Origin of the sequence: Verrucosispora sp. NA02020 (assembly GCF_013364215.1) — a bacterium.
GTDB lineage: Bacteria > Actinomycetota > Actinomycetes > Mycobacteriales > Micromonosporaceae > Micromonospora.
The window spans coordinates 5,157,637-5,174,760 of record NZ_CP054923.1 but is presented as its reverse complement, the minus strand read 5'-3'; the positions used below and the strand labels follow the sequence as shown (position 1 = coordinate 5,174,760).

Annotated in this window: 17 protein-coding genes; 9 read left to right on the top strand and 8 right to left on the bottom strand. The window is 72.3% G+C overall.

The features are described 5' to 3' along the window. Positions 1 to 169: 169 nt before the first annotated feature. Positions 170 to 1,774: an ABC-F family ATP-binding cassette domain-containing protein gene (locus HUT12_RS22545; RefSeq protein ID WP_131052838.1), complete on the top strand. Its 1,605-nt coding sequence runs from the start codon at positions 170 to 172 to the stop codon at positions 1,772 to 1,774. Positions 1,775 to 1,884: 110 nt separating this feature from the next. On the opposite strand, the gene HUT12_RS22540 is transcribed toward HUT12_RS22545, so the two are convergent. Further along, positions 1,885 to 2,481 carry a cadmium resistance transporter gene (locus tag HUT12_RS22540; RefSeq protein ID WP_176094623.1) on the bottom strand — a complete coding sequence of 199 codons (597 nt, stop codon included), beginning with the start codon at positions 2,479 to 2,481 and terminating at the stop codon, positions 1,885 to 1,887. A gap of 345 nt (positions 2,482 to 2,826) precedes the next feature. Here HUT12_RS22540 and HUT12_RS22535 point away from each other — a divergent pair, with 345 nt between their 5' ends. The 3 genes from HUT12_RS22535 (at position 2,827) to HUT12_RS22525 (ending at position 5,956) form a co-directional block, all read left to right on the top strand. Beyond that, entirely contained in the window at positions 2,827 to 3,054 is a 228-nt protein-coding gene (locus HUT12_RS22535; protein WP_007072022.1) for a helix-turn-helix domain-containing protein, read from the top strand. A 46-nt stretch (positions 3,055 to 3,100) separates the two neighbouring features. Beyond that, positions 3,101 to 3,868 carry an enoyl-CoA hydratase/isomerase family protein gene (locus tag HUT12_RS22530; RefSeq protein ID WP_176094622.1) on the top strand — a complete coding sequence of 256 codons (768 nt, stop codon included), beginning with the start codon at positions 3,101 to 3,103 and terminating at the stop codon, positions 3,866 to 3,868. 111 nt (positions 3,869 to 3,979) lie between these two features. Continuing rightward, on the top strand, positions 3,980 to 5,956 hold the full coding sequence (locus HUT12_RS22525; protein ID WP_176095928.1) for an ABC transporter ATP-binding protein: 1,977 nt from the start codon (positions 3,980 to 3,982) through the stop codon (positions 5,954 to 5,956). Between the two features lie 6 nt (positions 5,957 to 5,962). Here HUT12_RS22525 and mug read toward each other — a convergent pair whose 3' ends face one another. From mug to HUT12_RS22495, 6 genes are all read right to left on the bottom strand, one after another. Next, the gene (gene mug / locus HUT12_RS22520) at positions 5,963 to 6,487 is read right to left on the bottom strand and encodes a G/U mismatch-specific DNA glycosylase (RefSeq protein ID WP_176095927.1); all 525 of its coding nucleotides are present in this window, start codon (positions 6,485 to 6,487) and stop codon (positions 5,963 to 5,965) included. Between the two features lie 224 nt (positions 6,488 to 6,711). Continuing rightward, complete coding sequence (locus HUT12_RS22515; RefSeq protein ID WP_176094621.1) at positions 6,712 to 7,473, bottom strand: SDR family oxidoreductase; 762 nt, start codon at positions 7,471 to 7,473, stop codon at positions 6,712 to 6,714. A 119-nt stretch (positions 7,474 to 7,592) separates the two neighbouring features. Beyond that, entirely contained in the window at positions 7,593 to 8,060 is a 468-nt protein-coding gene (locus HUT12_RS22510; RefSeq protein WP_176094620.1) for a hypothetical protein, read from the bottom strand. After that, on the bottom strand, positions 8,057 to 8,872 hold the full coding sequence (locus HUT12_RS22505; protein ID WP_131054881.1) for a DUF692 domain-containing protein: 816 nt from the start codon (positions 8,870 to 8,872) through the stop codon (positions 8,057 to 8,059). Before HUT12_RS22505 ends, HUT12_RS22510 begins: the two co-directional genes overlap by 4 nt. Then, entirely contained in the window at positions 8,869 to 9,792 is a 924-nt protein-coding gene (locus HUT12_RS22500; RefSeq protein WP_176094619.1) for a TIGR04222 domain-containing membrane protein, read from the bottom strand. The genes HUT12_RS22505 and HUT12_RS22500 overlap by 4 nt, the downstream gene beginning before the upstream one ends. A gap of 102 nt (positions 9,793 to 9,894) precedes the next feature. Then, positions 9,895 to 10,467, bottom strand: a complete 573-nt coding sequence (locus HUT12_RS22495) for a TetR/AcrR family transcriptional regulator (RefSeq protein WP_131054879.1) — start codon at positions 10,465 to 10,467, stop codon at positions 9,895 to 9,897. Between the two features lie 147 nt (positions 10,468 to 10,614). Between HUT12_RS22495 and HUT12_RS22490 the strand changes: the two genes are divergently transcribed. Beyond that, on the top strand, positions 10,615 to 11,289 hold the full coding sequence (locus tag HUT12_RS22490; RefSeq protein WP_131054878.1) for an HAD family hydrolase: 675 nt from the start codon (positions 10,615 to 10,617) through the stop codon (positions 11,287 to 11,289). Positions 11,290 to 11,447: 158 nt separating this feature from the next. Beyond that, entirely contained in the window at positions 11,448 to 12,374 is a 927-nt protein-coding gene (locus HUT12_RS22485; RefSeq protein ID WP_176094618.1) for a serine protein kinase RIO, read from the top strand. Positions 12,375 to 12,456: 82 nt separating this feature from the next. Here HUT12_RS22485 and HUT12_RS22480 read toward each other — a convergent pair whose 3' ends face one another. Beyond that, entirely contained in the window at positions 12,457 to 12,705 is a 249-nt protein-coding gene (locus tag HUT12_RS22480; protein ID WP_131054876.1) for a DUF2630 family protein, read from the bottom strand. A 530-nt stretch (positions 12,706 to 13,235) separates the two neighbouring features. Here HUT12_RS22480 and HUT12_RS22475 point away from each other — a divergent pair. Genes HUT12_RS22475 through HUT12_RS22465 form a run of 3 tightly spaced genes read left to right on the top strand, consistent with a single transcriptional unit; the run spans position 13,236 to position 17,094 of the window. Beyond that, positions 13,236 to 14,573, top strand: a complete 1,338-nt coding sequence (locus HUT12_RS22475; RefSeq protein WP_176095926.1) for a cytochrome P450 — start codon at positions 13,236 to 13,238, stop codon at positions 14,571 to 14,573. Next, positions 14,570 to 15,472: a terpene synthase family protein gene (locus tag HUT12_RS22470; RefSeq protein WP_254876930.1), complete on the top strand. Its 903-nt coding sequence runs from the start codon at positions 14,570 to 14,572 to the stop codon at positions 15,470 to 15,472. Before HUT12_RS22475 ends, HUT12_RS22470 begins: the two co-directional genes overlap by 4 nt. Continuing rightward, positions 15,469 to 17,094 (top strand): prenyltransferase/squalene oxidase repeat-containing protein, encoded by a 1,626-nt coding sequence (locus tag HUT12_RS22465; RefSeq protein ID WP_254876929.1) that lies wholly within the window; start codon positions 15,469 to 15,471, stop codon positions 17,092 to 17,094. The genes HUT12_RS22470 and HUT12_RS22465 overlap by 4 nt, the downstream gene beginning before the upstream one ends. Positions 17,095 to 17,124 lie beyond the last annotated feature (30 nt).

Here is a 17,124-nt window from a genome sequence, read left to right as displayed (position 1 = left end):
CGACGATCTTGGTCGGTAATCCGCGTTCGCCGTTCACCGGGGCCCGGTACAATCGACCCGTGCTGCTCTGCGAAGGCTGAACGCCCCGCGCCGACGGGTCACCATGATCCGCCGGCGCTTTCGTGTGCCCTGAGTCAGCCCTGCGGATCCCGAGAGCGAGTACCCCGACATGATCACTGCCAGCGGCCTGGAACTGCGCGCCGGCGCCCGGATCCTGCTGTCCGACACCACGCTGCGGGTGCAGCCGGGCGACCGGATCGGCCTGGTCGGCCGCAACGGTGCCGGCAAGACCACCACCCTCAAGGTGCTCGCCGGTGAGGGACAGCCGTACGCCGGACAGATCGACCGGCGCAGCGCCGTCGGCTACCTGCCACAGGACCCGCGTACCGGCGACCTGGAGGTCACCGGCCGCGACCGGGTGCTCTCCGCCCGGGGCCTGGACAAGCTGATGGCCGGAATGAAGGACCTGGAGGAGAAGCTCGCCGACGGCGGTGACGAGAAGCTGGTCCGTCGGTACGGCGCGCTGGAGGACCAGTTCGCCGCGCTCGGCGGGTACGCGGCCGAGGCCGAGGCGGCCCGGATCTGCGCGAACCTGGGGCTGCCCGACCGGGCGCTCGCCCAGACCATCGGCACCCTCTCCGGCGGTCAACGTCGGCGCATCGAGCTGGCCCGGATCCTGTTCCGCGACGCGGCCGACAACGGCGGCGGGATTCTGCTGCTCGACGAGCCCACCAACCACCTCGACGCCGACTCGATCACCTGGCTGCGCGGTTTCCTCGCCAACCACAAGGGCGGGCTGGTGGTGATCTCGCACGACGGGTCGCTGCTGGAGTCGGTGGTCAACAAGGTCTGGTTCCTCGACGCCACCCGGTCCGTGGTCGACGTCTACAACCTGGGCTGGAAGGCGTACCTGGAGGCGCGGGAGACCGACGAGCGGCGGCGGCGTCGGGAGCGGGCCAACGCCGAGAAGAAGGCCGGCGCCCTGATGGCCCAGGCGGACAAGATGCGGGCGAAGGCCACCAAGACGGTGGCCGCGCAGAACATGGCCCGGCGGGCCGAACGCCTGATGTCGGGCCTGGATGAGGTCCGCGTCGGCGACAAGGTGGCCAAGGTACGTTTCCCCGCCCCGGCGCCGTGCGGCAAGACTCCGCTGACCGCGTCCGGCCTCTCCAAGTCGTACGGGTCGTTGGAGATCTTCACGGACGTGAACGTGGCGGTGGACCGGGGTTCCCGGGTGGCCATCCTCGGGCTCAACGGTGCCGGCAAGACCACGCTGCTGCGGATGCTCGGCGGGCTGTTGGAGCCGGACACCGGCGAGGTGCGGCCCGGCCACGGGCTGCGGCTGGGCTACTACGCGCAGGAGCACGAGACGCTGGACATCGAGCGGACCGTGCTGGAGAACATGCGGGCCGCCTCGACCGAGCAGACCGACACCGAGCTGCGCAAGATCCTCGGTGCGTTCCTCTTCTCCGGCGAGGACGTGGACAAGCCCGCCGGGGTGCTCTCCGGTGGCGAGAAGACCCGGCTGGCGCTGTCGACCCTGGTCTGCTCCGGCGCGAACGTGCTGCTGCTGGACGAGCCGACCAACAACCTCGACCCGGTCAGCCGCGAGCAGGTGCTCGACGCGATCGCCAACTACCCGGGCGCGATCGTCCTGGTCACCCACGACCCGGGCGCGGTGCTGGCGCTCAAGCCGGACCGGGCCATCCTGCTGCCCGACGGCGACGAGGACGCCTGGAGCGACGACCTGCTCGAACTGGTCGAGCTGGCCTGACCATTTGCACCGGGTGTAAGGAAGGGCCCCCTACTAACGCCAGGCGTATAGGAAGGGTCCCCTCCTAACACGCGCGTCCTAACACGCGCGTCCTAACACGCGCGCCGACGTCAGCGGGCGAGGTCGAGCAGGTGACCGACGACGCCGGAGCTGGCCAGGATGACCACGCCGACGCCGATGAAGATCGCCGGCACCAGCCAGTGGCCGGTGCGTTCGACCAGCCGGGTCACCCTCGGGTGGCCGCCGAGCCAGGCACCGGCGACGCACCAGACGGCGACCAGGGCCGCGAAGACCACTCCGAAGACGGCGGCGTCGGCGACACCGAGGGTGCGCAGCACCGGCACGTAGACGGCCACGTTGTCGGCGCCGTTGGCGACGGTCACGGCGGCCACGCCGACCACACCGGCGACCACCGGGGGCGGCTCGTCGTCGCGTCGCCGCAGCGCGCGGAGGCCGAGGGCGATCGGCAGCAGTCCGAGCAGACCGGTCCACTCGTCGGGCACCACCAGGAGCCCGGCCGCGACCACGGCACTCACCAGCACCAGGGCGCCGATGCCGAGGTACTGACCGGTGACGATCTGCCCGACGCGGGGACGGCCGGTGGTGCGGGCGGCGACGAAGAACACCGTCAGGACGACGATGTCGTCGATGTTGGTGGCGGCGAAGACCACCGCGGCGACGGTCGCGGGGCCGAGCAGGTCGAGCATGGCCGGCAGCGTACGGGCACCGGGCCGACCGGAGCATCACGGAGGCCGAGGGCGACTCCGGTGGCGGGCGGTGGCCGCCATCTATACCGGCGGTGAGGATCGGTGGCGGACGGTGGTGTCGGCGGCACCGTGCGTGTGGGTGGCGGCGGTTCGTCGAGGGCCAGCTCCGGGCCGGTCCGACGCGGTGTCCCGCAGTCGGGTCCCGGATGTCGTCACCTATCGGGAAGCTGACATTGCATAGCGTGTCGGTTGGCGAATAGTTGATATCTGGCGCATGATCGTTCGAGGCGGTCTAATAGGTGGGACCGTATCCGAACCGCACAGTCTGGGACGTGAGGACACAGCATGGCAGCCACTGGCACAGCCACCAGCACTGAGAAGGGTCGCCGGATCGTCGGAGCCGAGCGTCAGACGCTCGCCAAGGACCTCGTCAAGCGGTATACCGGAGGAGAGAGCATCCGTGCTCTCGCGGCCTCGACCGGCCGATCCTACGGGTTCATCCACCGCGTGCTCACCGAGTCCGGGGTGCAGCTGCGGCAGCGCGGCGGCGCCCGGCGCCGCAAGAAGGCGTGACCCGCCCGTCAGCGTCGTACACCACCACCGTGACCCGGGCCGCCCGGTGACCACCGAGGCGACCGGGGTCCGGCTGGAGTGTGACGGGCCGATCGCCACGGTCACGCTGTGTCGGCCCGAGGTGCTCAACGCGCAGACCCCGTCGATGTGGCGCGCGATGAGTGATTTCTCCCGAGACCTGCCCGGTGACGTACGTGTCGTGGTCGTCCGGGGTGAGGGGCGGGCGTTCTCCGCCGGCCTCGACCTGGCGGTCGTGAGCGCCACCGGGCCGGGCTCGTTCGCCGAGCTGGCCGCACTGCCGGAAGCGGAGTGCGCCGACCGGATCGCCGCCCTCCAGGGCGGCTTCACCTGGCTGCACCGACCGGACATCATCTCCGTCGCGGCCGTGCAGGGGCATGCCATGGGCGCCGGGTTCCAACTCGCCCTCGCCTGCGACCTGCGGGTGTTGGCGCAGGACGCGAAGCTGTCCATGGCCGAGGTCACGCTGGGTCTGGTGCCCGACCTGGCCGGCACGAAGCGTCTGGTCGAGTTGGTCGGCTACGCCCGTGCGCTGGAGATCTGCACCACCGCCCGGCGGATGGACGCCGCCGAGGCGGACCGGCTCGGCCTGGCCACCCTGGTGGTGCCGAACGCGGAGCTGGAGGACGCGGTGCGCGACCTCACCGCCGGGTTGGTCGCCCACCAGCGCGACGCGGTGGTGGAGATCAAGGCACTGCTCGCGGGTGCCTCCGGGCGGACCCACGCCGAGCAGCAGCGGGCCGAGCGGGAAGCACAGACCCGGCGGATCCGCGATCTCGCCGGGTACGCAGAATAGTAAGGACCGTTCGGGAAGATCCGGGTTACTCACGAGGTTGTCGTAGCTGTCGGGAGAATTGACCCGACGGCATCCTGAGGCCCTTTCCCGGAGGTGAGCGTGTCGAACCCGATGGCCGCCGGCGGCATGGGCGGTTGGAGCATGCTGCGGTCGATGCGCAACGGTGACGAGATCTCCAGTCACCGGTTGCAGCGCGGTGTCGCCCGGCGGATCGTGGCGTTCGCCCGGCCGTACCGTCGCGACATCGTCGTGTTCCTGCTGACCGTGGTCGTCGCGGCGGTGATCGGGGTGGCCACCCCGTTGCTCGCCGGCCAGGTCATCGACGCGATCACCCGGGGCGGCGACGAGGCCGGCGCACTGGTGATCCGGCTGGCGTTCTTCATCGCCGGCCTGGCCGTCGCCGACGCGATGCTCTCCCTCGCCCAGCGGTGGTATTCGGCACGCATCGGCGAGGGCATCATCCTCGACCTGCGCACCCGGGTCTACGACCACGTGCAGCGGATGCCGTTGCAGTTCTTCACCCGCACCCAGACCGGTGCGCTGGTCAGCCGGCTCAACAACGACGTGATGGGGGCCCAGCGGGCCTTCACCTCGACGCTCTCCGGCGTGGTCAGCAACGTGATCCAACTGCTGCTCACCGCCGCCGTGATGCTCACCCTCTCCTGGCAGATCACCGCGCTGTCGCTGGTACTGCTGCCGGTGTTCATCATCCCGGCCCGGCGGGTCGGCCGGCGGCTGGCCGAGATCACCCGCGAGTCGTACAACCTCGACGCCAAGATGAACGCGACCATGACGGAACGGTTCGGGGTCGCGGGCGCCCTGCTGGTGAAGCTCTTCGGGCGCCCCGATGCCGAGGCCGGCCGGTTCGCCGCCCGTGCCGAGCGGGTCCGTGACATCGGCATCACCTCCGCGATGTACTCGCGGACGTTCTTCGTGGCGATGCTGCTGGTCGCCTCGCTGGCCCAGGCGCTCACCTACGGGCTCGGCGGTTGGCTGGCGGTCACCGGCGAGGTCAGCGCCGGCACGGTCGTGACGCTCGCGTTGCTGCTCACCCGGCTCTACGGTCCGCTCACCGCGCTGAGCAACGTCCGGGTCGACGTGATGAGCGCGCTGGTCTCGTTCGACCGGGTCTTCGAGGTGCTCGACCTCGATCCGGCGATCAAGGAGCGGTCCGACGCGGTCCCGGTGCCCCGGGACGCGGGCCGGGTCGAGTTCCGCGACGTGCGCTTCCGCTACCCGAGCGCCGCCGAGATCTCCCTCGCGTCGCTGGAGGAGGTCGCCACGCTGGACCGTACGGTCAACGAGCCGGTGCTCAAGGGCGTCTCCTTCCGGGTCGATCCCGGGCAGATGGTCGCCCTGGTCGGGCCCTCCGGCGCGGGCAAGTCCACGCTGTCCATGCTGATCTCCCGCATCTACGACGTCACCGACGGTCAGGTTCTGGTCGGCGGTGTCGACGTCCGGGACGCCACCCTCGAATCGCTGCGGGACGAGATCGGTGTGGTCACCCAGGATTCGCACCTGTTCCACGAGACGATCGCCGAGAACCTGCGGTACGCCAAGCCGGACGCCACCGACGACCAACTCTGGGCGGCACTGGCCGGTGCCCAGGTCGCCGATCTGGTCCGGTCGCTGCCCGACGGGCTCGACACCACCGTCGGCGAGCGCGGCTACCGCTTCTCCGGCGGTGAGAAGCAGCGCATCGCGATCGCCCGGCTGCTGCTCAAGGCACCGTCGATCGTGATCCTCGACGAGGCGACCGCGCACCTCGACTCGGAGAGCGAGGCGGCGGTGCAACGCGCGCTGTCGGTGGCGTTGACCGGGCGTACCGCCTTGGTGATCGCGCACCGGCTCTCCACGGTCCGCGACGCCGACCAGATCCTCGTCCTCGACGAGGGGCGCATCGTCGAGCGCGGTCGGCACGATGAACTGGTCGCCGTCGGTGGCCTCTACGCCGAGTTGTACCGCACCCAGTTCGCGGTGGCCGACTCGCCGACCCCGCACACCGACCAGGCCATGGTGGAGCCGGTGATCATCCCGTCGCGGGAGTACCTCGCCGACGAGGCGATGCCGCCCGCCGCCGCCAACTGACGGCGGTCACTCCCGGGTCGTCGCCTCGCGCAGTTCGGCGAAGGCGGCACCCAGCGTCTGCGGGGTGTAGTGCGCGTTCAGGCCGCTGGGGTTCGGCAGGACCCAGAGGTGGGCGCCGCCCAGCGGCTCGGGCTGCCGGCCGAAGGTGGCCTTCGGCCGCGCGAACCCGATCCGGTACGCGGTCACCCCGACGACCGCCACCCAGCGCGGCCGGTACGCGGCGACCTTGCCGGCCAGCTCCCGTGCCCCGTCGACCAGTTCGGCGGCGGACAGTTCGTCGGCGCGGGCGCTGGCCCGGGCCACCACGTTGGTGATGCCCAGTCCCAGTCCGGGCAGTTCGTCCTGCTCGCTGGGGTGCATCAGGCGTGGGGTGAACCCGCCCCGGTGCAGTGCCGGCCAGAATCGGTTGCCGGGGCGGGCGAAGTGCCATCCGGTCGCGGCCGACCAGAGCCCGGGGTTGATCCCGACGAACAGGACGTCCAATCCGGGGGCGACGACGTCCGGCAGCAGCCGGTCCACGGCCGCCGACATCTCCTCCCGGGTCGGCCGGTACCCCCGATCCACGCTGTCGGTCCGCGCGGCGGGTCCGGGACCCGGCACCGCCGCGCCACGGACGCTTCGCGCCGGGCCGCCCTCTGCTTGCCCGTTCACCGGCCACGCAGCGCCGCCTTCCGGTCGCCCGGTCTCCGGACGGGCGGGGCTGCCTTCCGGTCGCCTGGTCGCCGGACGGTCAGCGCCGCCCTTCGGTTGCCTGGTCACAGGCCGCGTAGCGCGCCGCCGTCGACCGGGATGGTGACCCCGGTCAGGTAGCTCGCGGCCGGGGAGAGCACGAACGCGGCCACCTTCCCGAACTCGTCGGGGGCACCGATGCGGCGCAGCGGGATGCCGGCCTCGGCTTCGGCGCGGGCCTGTTCGGGGTCGCCGCTGGCGGCGAAGAGCTCCCGGTTGCGGTCGGTCATGATCCGCCCCGGCAGCAGCCCGACCACCCGTACGCCCCGGGGGCCGTACTCGTCGGCGACGTCCTTCGCCACCCCGGCCAGGCCGGGGCGCAGCCCGTTGGAGATGCCCAGCCCGGTGACCGGTCCTCGTACCGAGGTGGACAGCACCAGCGCGATGGCGCCTCCGTCGGGCAGCGCCCCGGCCACTGTCCGCACCGTCCGTACGCTGCCCAGGAAGATGGTCTCGAAGGCACGTCGCCACTGCTCGTCGTCGACCGAGGCGGCGCTGCCGGGGGTCGGTCCGCCCACCGAGACCAGCGCGCCGTCGAGTCGGCCGAAGTGCTCGTGGGCGGCGTGCACCAGCCGTTCGGGCGTGTCCGGGTCGGTGAGGTCGGCGGTGATGCCGACGGCGTGCTCCGGGCCGCCGAGATCGGCCGTGGCGGCGGCCACGGTGTCGGCGTTCCGGGCCGAGAGCACGACCCGGGCGCCGTCGGCGACCAGGCACCGCGCCGTGGCGTGACCGAGGCCGCGCGAGGCGCCGGTGAGCACGTACACCCTTTCGGTGAGTCCTAGATCCATGCCACCGATCCTGCCGCAGCCGGTGCGGGTCCGGCATCCCCGGGTCCGTCCGCTCGGCCGACCGCTGATGTTAGGAGGGGACCCCTGCTCTACCGCAGGCGTTAACAAGGTGCCCTTCCTTACCTCCGCAGGAGGTATGTGCGGCCGGCGAGTTGGATCGCTACGGCGCCGTCGACGTGCGCGAGCGCGGGGGACCGGCGGGGGCGTGGCGCCCGGCGGCCGTCGTAGCGCAGGCTGACTTCGCGCACGGCGAGTTCCTCGGCGCCCAGCGGCGGCAGCTCGGCGCGGTCGCGGAGCGCGCGGGCCAGATCCCAGCCGTCGCGCAGGCCGCCGCCGGTGGGCCGGTCGGCGGCCCAGGTGAGGAAGGCCGACGGCCAGTGTGGGCCGAGTGCGGCGGTGAGCAGCGGCCAGTGTCGGGCGACCTCGCCGGCCCGCTTGCGGAGCAACGCCGCGCGGGCTGCGGCCAGCGGTGCGGGCGCGAACCCCGGTGGCGGTGCGCCACCGGCCACCAGCGCGGCCACCAGTCGTGCCTGCCGCTCGGCCAGCGTGCCACCCGGCGCGGGTGGCTCGTGGGCGTCGGTGCTCACGTCACCACCGGCAAGCCGCTGGCGGTGGCGATGGCGTCCAACTCGGCGCGCAGGTCGGCGGCGGGCGGGTAGTGCCCGTCGCGTTCCAGCATGACCGCCGGTGGCCGGTGTCGCGCGCACAGCTCGGCGAGCAGGTCGAGGACGTCCTGGCTGACCGGGTCGGTGTGGGTGTCGTGGTAGAAGCCGCCGTGGTCGGCGCCGCCGGCGACGTGTACGTACGCGACGCGGTCCAACGGCAGTCGGTCCAGCAGGGCGAGCGGGTCGGTGCCCCGGTTACGGGCGTTGGCGTGCACGTTGGCGATGTCGAGCAGCAGCAGGGCGTCGGTGCGGTCCAGGATCTCGGTGAGGAAGGTGGCCTCGTCGAGTTCGTCGTCCGGCCAGTCGAACAGCGCGGCGATCGGCTCCAGCGCGATCGGCACGGGCAGGTCGGCCCGGGCCCGGGCGACGTTGGCGCAGACCACGTCGACCGCCTCGCGGGTACGGGGCAGCGGCAGCAGGTGTCCGGCCTCCAGCCCACCGGCCCGGACGAAGGCGATGTGCTCGCTGACCAGGGGTGCCGCCAGCAGTTCGGCGACCGCCGCCAGGTGGCCGACCCGGGCCGGCTCGACCGGATCGGTGCCGCCGAGGGAGAGCCGTACCCCGTGCGGCACCACGGTCACGCCGCGCCGTCGCAGCTCGACCAGCCCGTCCGGTGGGTCGGTGGGGGACACGCCCTCCGCGACCACCTCGACGAAGCGCAGGCCGGGCAGCTCCGCGACGAATCCGGCGATCTCCGGTCGCCAGCCGATGCCGACCCCGTACGGGCCGGTCATCCGCCGCACCCACCGCCGCCGCCACATCCGCCGCCGCCTCCACCACCGCAGCCACCGCCACTGTCGCTGGCGCCTGCGGTGCTGCCACCGCCACAGGCGGTGGTGCCGCCGGTGCTGGTGGCCGCCTGGCGCTGGAGTTCGGCCTGCTGGGCGAAGGTGGGGTCCATGGCCCAGATCGTGGCGCTGCCGTAGAGGGCCACCGCCATGGCGGTGCCGGCAGCGCCGTAGGTGGCGTACGACGGGTTGCTGTGGGGCGCCAGGTGGTGGTTGCGCATGCGGAGGAGCCCCAGCGCCGCGTCGGCGGCCCGGGTCCGTCGGGGCACCAGGGCGAACAGCAGCGTGGTCACCACCAGGAGCCCGAGTACGACGGCCACGAGATACCAGACGGGCCGCCCGTTGGCCACGCCGGCGAAGATGCGCGCGATCCCGACCGCCGCCAGCACGGCCATCAGCAGCGGGCCGATCCGTAGGGCCGCCCGCTGCTCCGGGGTGACCAGCAACCCGTGCCGGTCCAGCCCCTCCCGGAGTTCGGTGAGCGCCCGGCTCACCCACTCGGTCGTGATGACCTGGCGGGCGGGGCAGCGCTGGCTGGCGGCGTGGTGGACGGCGCGGTCGAGCGGGGTCGCGCCGGGCGGAAGGGGGGCGTCGACGGTCAGCCGGTGGTGCTGGTCCACCCCGATGACACCCTGGCCGCGCAGCGCGCCGATGGCGGTCCAGACCGCCAGGTTCTCGCCGCCGTTGAGGTAGGCGACCTGCTGCGGGCCGAGCTGGGCGGCGGGGGGCGCGGAGCGGCCGGACAGCAGCGCCCGGCGTTGGATCAGGGTGCCGACGACGAGGACGAGCGCCGCCGCCAGGTAGAGAAACAGGAAGGTACGGCTGGGAATGCCCCAGGTGTGGAAGTCCGCCACGGGATCCTTCATGGCCTGCTCCTGTCGCGCGAAGGGGACGCGTACTCATTGTGGAGCGCGGCTGCCACCGTGCCGAGGCCGGGGCGGTGGGGTTACCAGGCCGTTACCGATCGTTCAGGGGCGGCGCACGGCTTCCTCGACCAGGTCCAGGACGGGCCCGAGGTCACCGGCGGGTCGCCCCATGGCCAGGTGCAGGACCAGGCCGTCGTAGGCGAGTTCGAGGAAGCGGGCCAGCACGTCGATGGGTACGTCCTCGCGCAGCACCCCGGCCTCGCGTTGCCGGGACAGGCGGTCGCGGGTGGCCTCGGCGATGGCCGCCGACCGCTCGGCCCACCGTCTGGCGAAGGCCGGATCGGTGCGCAGGCGTCGGGAGACCTCCAGTTGACTGCCGAGCCATCCGGTGGTGTCCGGGGAGACCGCGCGGGCGAGCAGGTCCCGCATGACCTGGACCAGACCGTTGCGGGCGACCGTCTCCACCATCACCGCCGCGTCGTCCTCGGCGACGGCCAGGAAGAGCGAGTCCTTGTCCCGGAAGTGGTGGAAGATGGCCCCTCGGGACAGCCCGGTCGCCTCTTCGAGCCGGCGCACGGTGGCGCCCTCGTAGCCGTGCCGGGCGAAGCAGGCACGCGCGGCGGTGAGGATCTCGTGTCGGCGAGCGTCGAGCTGGTCCTGACTTACTCTGGGCACGTCTCGATCGTGTCAGCTCACCCGGGGTAACGCAAACCGTACGTACGGCTTGGATATGTGGTTCCGGTCGGGGCCAGTGCCGGTACGACATCACCGCGTAACCTCCGGCCCTGTCGGGCGGGTACCGAATTCCCGTAAGGTGCCCGAGTGCCGCTGCTCCTGCTGGATCTGGACAACACCCTGCTCGATCGAGCCGGGCCGTTCCGTACCTGGGCAGAGCGCTTCCTCGACGGCATCGGCGCGCCCGCGCATGACATCGAGTGGCTCTTGTCGATAGACGCCGACGGGTTGACCGACCGGTGGGACGTCGCGGACGCCATCCGGGACCGCTATCGGCTGCGGATCCCCTCCATCGACCTGGTCGAGGAGTTGCACGACGGCGTCGTGGAGTTCACCCGGCTCGATCCACTGGTCGCCTGCGCGCTGCGGATCGCCGACGACGCCGGCTGGATGCCGGTGGTGGTCACCAACGGTGCGGTCCGCCAGCAGGACACCAAGATCCGGCGGACCGGCCTGGACCGGTACGTGGCCGACTGGGTGATCTCCGAGGAGGCCGGGGTCAGCAAGCCCAACCCGCGGATCTTCGCGCTGGCCGCGCAGCGGGCCCGGATGCCGCTGCGCGGAGCCTGGGTGATCGGCGACGGCCCGGAGGCCGACATCGGTGGCGCCACCGCGGTCGGCCTGCCCAGCATCTGGCTGCATCGGGGCCGGCCGTGGACGGACGCCCGGTTCGCCCCGACGGTCACCGTCGACACCGTGATCGCCGCCATCGCCGCGATCATGGGTGCCACGGGTGGCGCTGCGGGGCGTACCCGCGCCTGACGCGGAAAACCGGTTGCCGCGCCGCGCCGACGCGACCAACATGGTCCGCGCATCGTGCTACCGGGCCTGGGTCCGGTCGAGGAGAGGAGGTCGGTCATGGCCGTCTTCGCAGGTCAACTCCTGCCTCCATCCGCCTCGAACAAGGGACGACCAGCGCAGTGCGCGATCACGACTTCTCGGTGCCGGAGCATCGAGCCCGCGGCAAACGCCGCTTCGACGACGACGAACCACACTTCCTGAAGCGGGGGCGGCCGTCCGGCCCCGCCCCGACCGACCCGGACGACGGGCCCGACCCGGTGACCGGCGAGGTCTGGTCCTCCTGGGACGACGCGCTCCACGGTCCGCAACCCCACCCGGCGTGGCTGGTCACCGACCTGGCCGCGAAGGACACCGAACTCGGGGTGCTCAAGACCGGCAAGGAGGCCGACGTCCACCTGGTCCGCCGGGCCGTGCCGGAGACCGGCCGGTCCTGCCTGCTGGCCGCGAAGCGCTACCGCGATCCCCGGCACCGGCTCTTCCACCGCGACGCCGGATACCTCGAAGGCCGTCGGGTCCGCCGTTCCCGGGAGATGCGGGCGATGACCGGGCGGACCGCGTTCGGCCGGCAGATGATCGCCGGGCAGTGGGCGGCCGCCGAGTTCGCCGCCCTGGCCCGGCTCTGGGAGATCGGCGAACGGTACGGCACCGTCGCCGTGCCGTACCCGGTGCAGTTGCGCGGCACCGAGCTGATGCTGGAGTTCCTCGGTGACCCCGACCAGGGGCAGGCCGCGCCCCGGCTGGCCGAGCTGCGTCCCGAGTCGGGTGAGCTGCGCAGGCTGTGGGAGCAACTCGTCGACGCCCTGGTGGTGCTGGCCCGCGCCGGGTACGCCCACGGCGACCTGTCGCCGTACAACCTGTTGGTGCACGAGGGGCGGCTGGTCCTGATCGACCTGCCGCAGGTGGTCGACGTGGTGGCCAACCCGCAGGGGCGGGACTTCCTGGCCCGGGACGTCCGGGTCGTCGCCACCTGGTTCACCGCCCGTGGCCTGCCCTCGGAACCGGACGCCCTGACCGACATGCTGGCCCGCGAGGCCGGCCTGCGTTGACGGTCCGAACCCGGCCGTCGGCCGGGACGGACGACGGACTCCGGGTGGCGGTCCCGCCGCCACCCGGAGCCCGACAGGTGCCCTACTGGAGGTACCGCTCGACCTCGGGCACCGGGCGTGCGCCCTGAGCGTCGGGGTCGCCGTGTGCCTGCCGCGCGGCGCGCCGACGGCGGAGCAGGTCCCAGCACTGGTCGAGGGACTCCTCCAGCTCACGCAGCCGGGTACGGGCATCGTCGTCGGTGCCCGCCTCGTGGGCCTGCGCCTCGGCGCGCAGCCGGTGTTCCTCGTCGACCAGATCGGAGATCCGGCTCAGGATCGTCGTGTCGTCCATGCCCCTGAGCCTGGCACAGCGAGACGGGTCGTGCCCGCATTCTCCGGGCGGAGTCCGTCGGTGCGGTGCGGCCGATCGTCGCGCCCGCCGACGACGCGTCGCCCGGTCACCGGACGGTCGCGCTCGGCTTTCTCACGAGGTCAGGCCGTCATGACAAAGATCACCTGGCAGGCCGGCGGCCCGCCGACGCGTGGGGTGGGCCGGTAGGTCTGTCGGCTGCCTCGCCCGGTCGGCAGAACCCCTTGTGGGCAGGGACGATGTGCCGTCAGTCGACGTCGGACGCCGACCCGTCGCGGACCGGGCCGGCTGTGGTCGGGCCGGACCACGACGTGCCCGGCCGCGATCTTCTTTGTGGACGGCGGGAATGCCGGCCATGAAGATTTCTCGTTGCGTGACTAGTAAGGAGCGCTACGGCAATGTCATGCTCATCGCAATCGTGGCATTTCGAAGAGTAACGCCCCTCACCCCCGGGGCCCGTGCAACTGGGAGCCGACGACGTGAACTGCGCCCGAACCCGGAGACCGGCATCGATTCCCTTGCGGCACACGTTACCGAGTCTGCTGCGTGATCCGGCGAGCGCCCTCGTCGAGTTCGGCGAACGCTCGGCAGGTGAGGTGGTCCGGCTCAATCTCGGTTCGCTGCGCCCGTACCTGGTCACCCATCCTGAGCACCTGCAACGGGTCCTGCGCGAACGGTCCGACAACTACGTGCGCGCCGGCGACGGTCTGCAGTGGCGCCCGCTGAAACGCCTCTTCGGCGAGGGCATCCTCAGCGACGGCGAGTACTGGGCCGACAGCCGACAGATCCTCCAGCCGCTGTTCACCGCCCGTCGCATCGACGCGATGGTCGACCGTCTCGCCGTGGCGATCGAGGAGGCTGTCGACGAACTGGCGGAACCGGCACGCACCGGTCGACCCGTGAACATGGGCACCGTACAGGCCCGAATCGTCTGCTCCGCGATCATGCGGGTCTTCTTCGCCGACCGGATCTCGGTGCCCGATGCGATGCGGATCATGCAGGCACAGGACGACATCGCCCGGTCGGTGATGCCGAGGATCCTGATGCCCTGGGCGCCGCTCGCCGCGCCCATGCCGGGTGACCGGACGTTCCGTCGGGCCGTGCAACTCATCGACGACCTGCTGTTGCCGACCGTGCGGGCCGCCCGCCACGAGACCGCCGACGACGCCGACGACATCATCAGCACGTTGTGGCGGGGCCGCACCGAGGGCGGTGGCCGACTCGACGAGCAGCAGGTCCGCAACGATACGGTGGCGATGGTGGCCACCACCACCGAGACCACGATCAGTGTGCTGACCTGGCTGTGGCCGCACATCGAGCGCAACCCCGAGATCGCTGCCCGGCTCTACGCCGAGATCGACGAGGTGGTCGGCGGCCAGCCGGTACGCCAGGAGCACCTGCGCGACCTGCGGTACACCCGGCAGGTGCTGGACGAGTTGCTCCGGCTCTATCCGATCGGCTGGCTCTTCCCCCGCAACGCGGTCGAGGAAGACGTCATCGGTGGGGTCCGGATCCCGGCCGGTTCCACTGTGGTGGTCAGCCCGCTGATCACCCACCGCATGTCGATGTTCTGGGAGCGACCCGAGGTCTTCGACCCGGACCGGTTCCGGCCGGAGCGGGCCCAGCAGCGGCACCGGTACACGCACTTCCCGTTCGGTGGTGGCCCCCACCAGTGCCTGGGCATGCACCTGTTCTATCTGGAGGCGATGCTGATCGTGGCCAGCCTGCTGAGCCGGTTCCGGTTCCGGCTGTGCCGGCCGGCCGTACCCGGCATCAAGGTGGCCGCCGCGTTGCGTCCCCTGGAGCCGGTCGAGGTGGTCCTGCGCCCCGTACAGGGTGTCGCGGCATGAGCTACCGGACCGAGGTGTCGCCGGGCGGCCCCGGGGACCAGATGACCGACGCCGCAGAACAGGGCCGGATCTGTGCCCTCGCTGCGAAGGGCCAGCGTGACCTGGCGGCGGTCGCCGCCGCGTACCCCGAACTGTTCCCGCCCCGGCCCTTCGACGCCACCCTGTTCGGCACCGTGGCCATGGCGATCGCCTTCGGCGCGCCGTGGTGCGACCTCGACCGGCTCCGGGTCACCAACCGGGCGGTGCTGTGGGGCTTCGCCATCGACTGGCTCGTCGACCACGAGGCCCACTCGCGCGACGAGATCGACCGGCTGGCCGCCCGCTGCCTGGCGGTTGTCGACGGCGGTACGCCGGAGGAGGGCGACCAACTCGGTGCCTTCCTCGCCGAGTTGCGCGACGAACTCGCCGCCGTGCCGGCCTTCGCGACGCACCGCGAGCGCTGGCGGGAGGAGACCCGCAAGGTGCTCGCCGCGATGGCCCGGGAGTGGGACTGGAAGCAGACGCCGGACACACTGCCCGGGTTCGCGGAGTACCTGGACAACGCCGCCAACCTGGCCTGCACCGTGGTCAACGTCGTGCACTGGATCCACGCCGACGACCCGGCGACCCTGGCGCACCTGGACGCGCTGCTCGCCGCGAGCGACCAGGTGCAGCGGATCCTGCGCCTGGTCAACGACCTCGGCAGCTACGAACGCGACCTGCGTTGGGGGGACCTCAACGCACTGCTGCTGGTGTCCCGCGCCGAGGTGGAGAAGCGGATCGCCGAGTTGGTCGCCGAGGCCCGGGATCAGCTCGCGGCGCTGCGCGTCGACTGCCCGGTGGCGGCCGACTACCTGTCCCGGCAGATCGGCTTCAGCAGCGGCTTCTACCGGTCCACCGACTTCTGGGGTACGCCGTGACGGCCGCCGGCGTGACCGCGTTGCCCGAGACGGCGCAGACCGTCGCCGACGCCGCCGCCGACCTGGTCGTGGACCTTGAGCGGGAACCGGCCGGGCGGGTGAGCGCCTCGGTCTACGAGACGGGTCGCCTGGTCGCCGACGCGCCGTGGCTCGGCGGTCATGGCCGGCGACTGACGTACCTGCTCGGCGAGCAGGGACCGGACGGCGCCTGGGGTCTGCCCGGTGGGTACGGCCTGGTGCCGACGGCGAGCGCGGTGGAGGCCATGGTCACCGTCCTCGGCCGGGACGAGCCGGCCGACCTCACCGGCCCACCACGGTCCACTCTGGAGGCCGCCGCCGCTCGTGGGCTGACCGCGCTGGCCCGGGGGCTGGGGGCCGGCGCGCCGTTGCCGGACACCCCGGCGGCCGATCTGATCGTGCCGGCGTTGACCGGTCGCATCGACACGCACCTGGCCCGGCTCCGCGACCGGGACACCCCGACACTGCTCGCCACCCATCCGCTGCCCCGGGTGGACCGGCGGCGCCTCGACGCGGTCTCCGCGCTGCTCGCCACCGACCGTCCGATGCCGCGCAAGCTCTGGCACGCCTACGAGGTGCTCGGACCGAACGCCGCCACCCGGGACGAGGTAGGTCCCGTCGACGGTGCGGTGGGCGCCTCGCCCGCCGCCACGGCCCGGTGGCTCAACCATCGGCGAACGCCGGACCGGGCTGCGCGGGCGTACCTGGACGAGGTGGTGGCCCGCTACGAGGGCCCGGTGCCGTGTTGCACCCCGATCACCGTGTTCGAACGGTCCTGGACGCTCGGCACGCTCATCCGGGCGGGCGTGCCGGTCCGACCGTCGCCCGCGCTGGTGGCCGGACTGGTCGCCGCGCTCGGCCCGGACGGTGCGGCGACCGGACCGGGGCTACCGGCCGACGCGGACACCACCTCGGCCACCCTGTACGCCCTGGCCCGGCTGGGCCGGCCGGTCGACCCGGCGAGTCTGTTCCGCTACGACCTCGGCAGCCACTTCTGCACCTGGCGCGGGGAGGACGGCGACTCGGTCACCACCAACGCGCACGTGCTGGAGGCGCTGGGCTGGCACGCCCGGCACACCCGTGAGGGAGCGAACCGGTACGGCGCCCGGGTCGCGGCCCTCGGTGGCTGGTTGCGGGAGGTGCAGCAGCCGGACGGTCACTGGACGGACCGCTGGCACGCCTCGCCCTACTACGCCACCTCCTGCGCCGCCCTGGCGCTGGCCGGGCACGCACCGCCGGAGGTCGCCGCGGAAGCCGTCGACCGGGCCGTCGGGTGGGTGCTCGCCACCCAGCGCGACGACGGGGGCTGGGGGCGATGGTCGACCACCACGGAGGAGACGGCGTACGCGGTGCACGTGCTGCTCGGCGCAGGCGGTCGGCGGCGGCCCGAGGCGGTGGCGGCGGCCGGTCTGGCGCTGCCACACCTGCAGGTCGGCGTCACCACCGACCCTCCACTGTGGCATGACAAGGACCTCTACACGCCGCTCCTCGTGGTGCGCGCGGCGGTCCTCGCGGCGCGGCGTCTGGCGCTCACCGAGGGCGCGGCACGCCGTGGCGGTAAGGGCCCCGCGGCCCCCCACCAGGGCATGATCACGAGCGCTTGAGTTGCAACGGTGACGCTGTTAGCGTGCGCC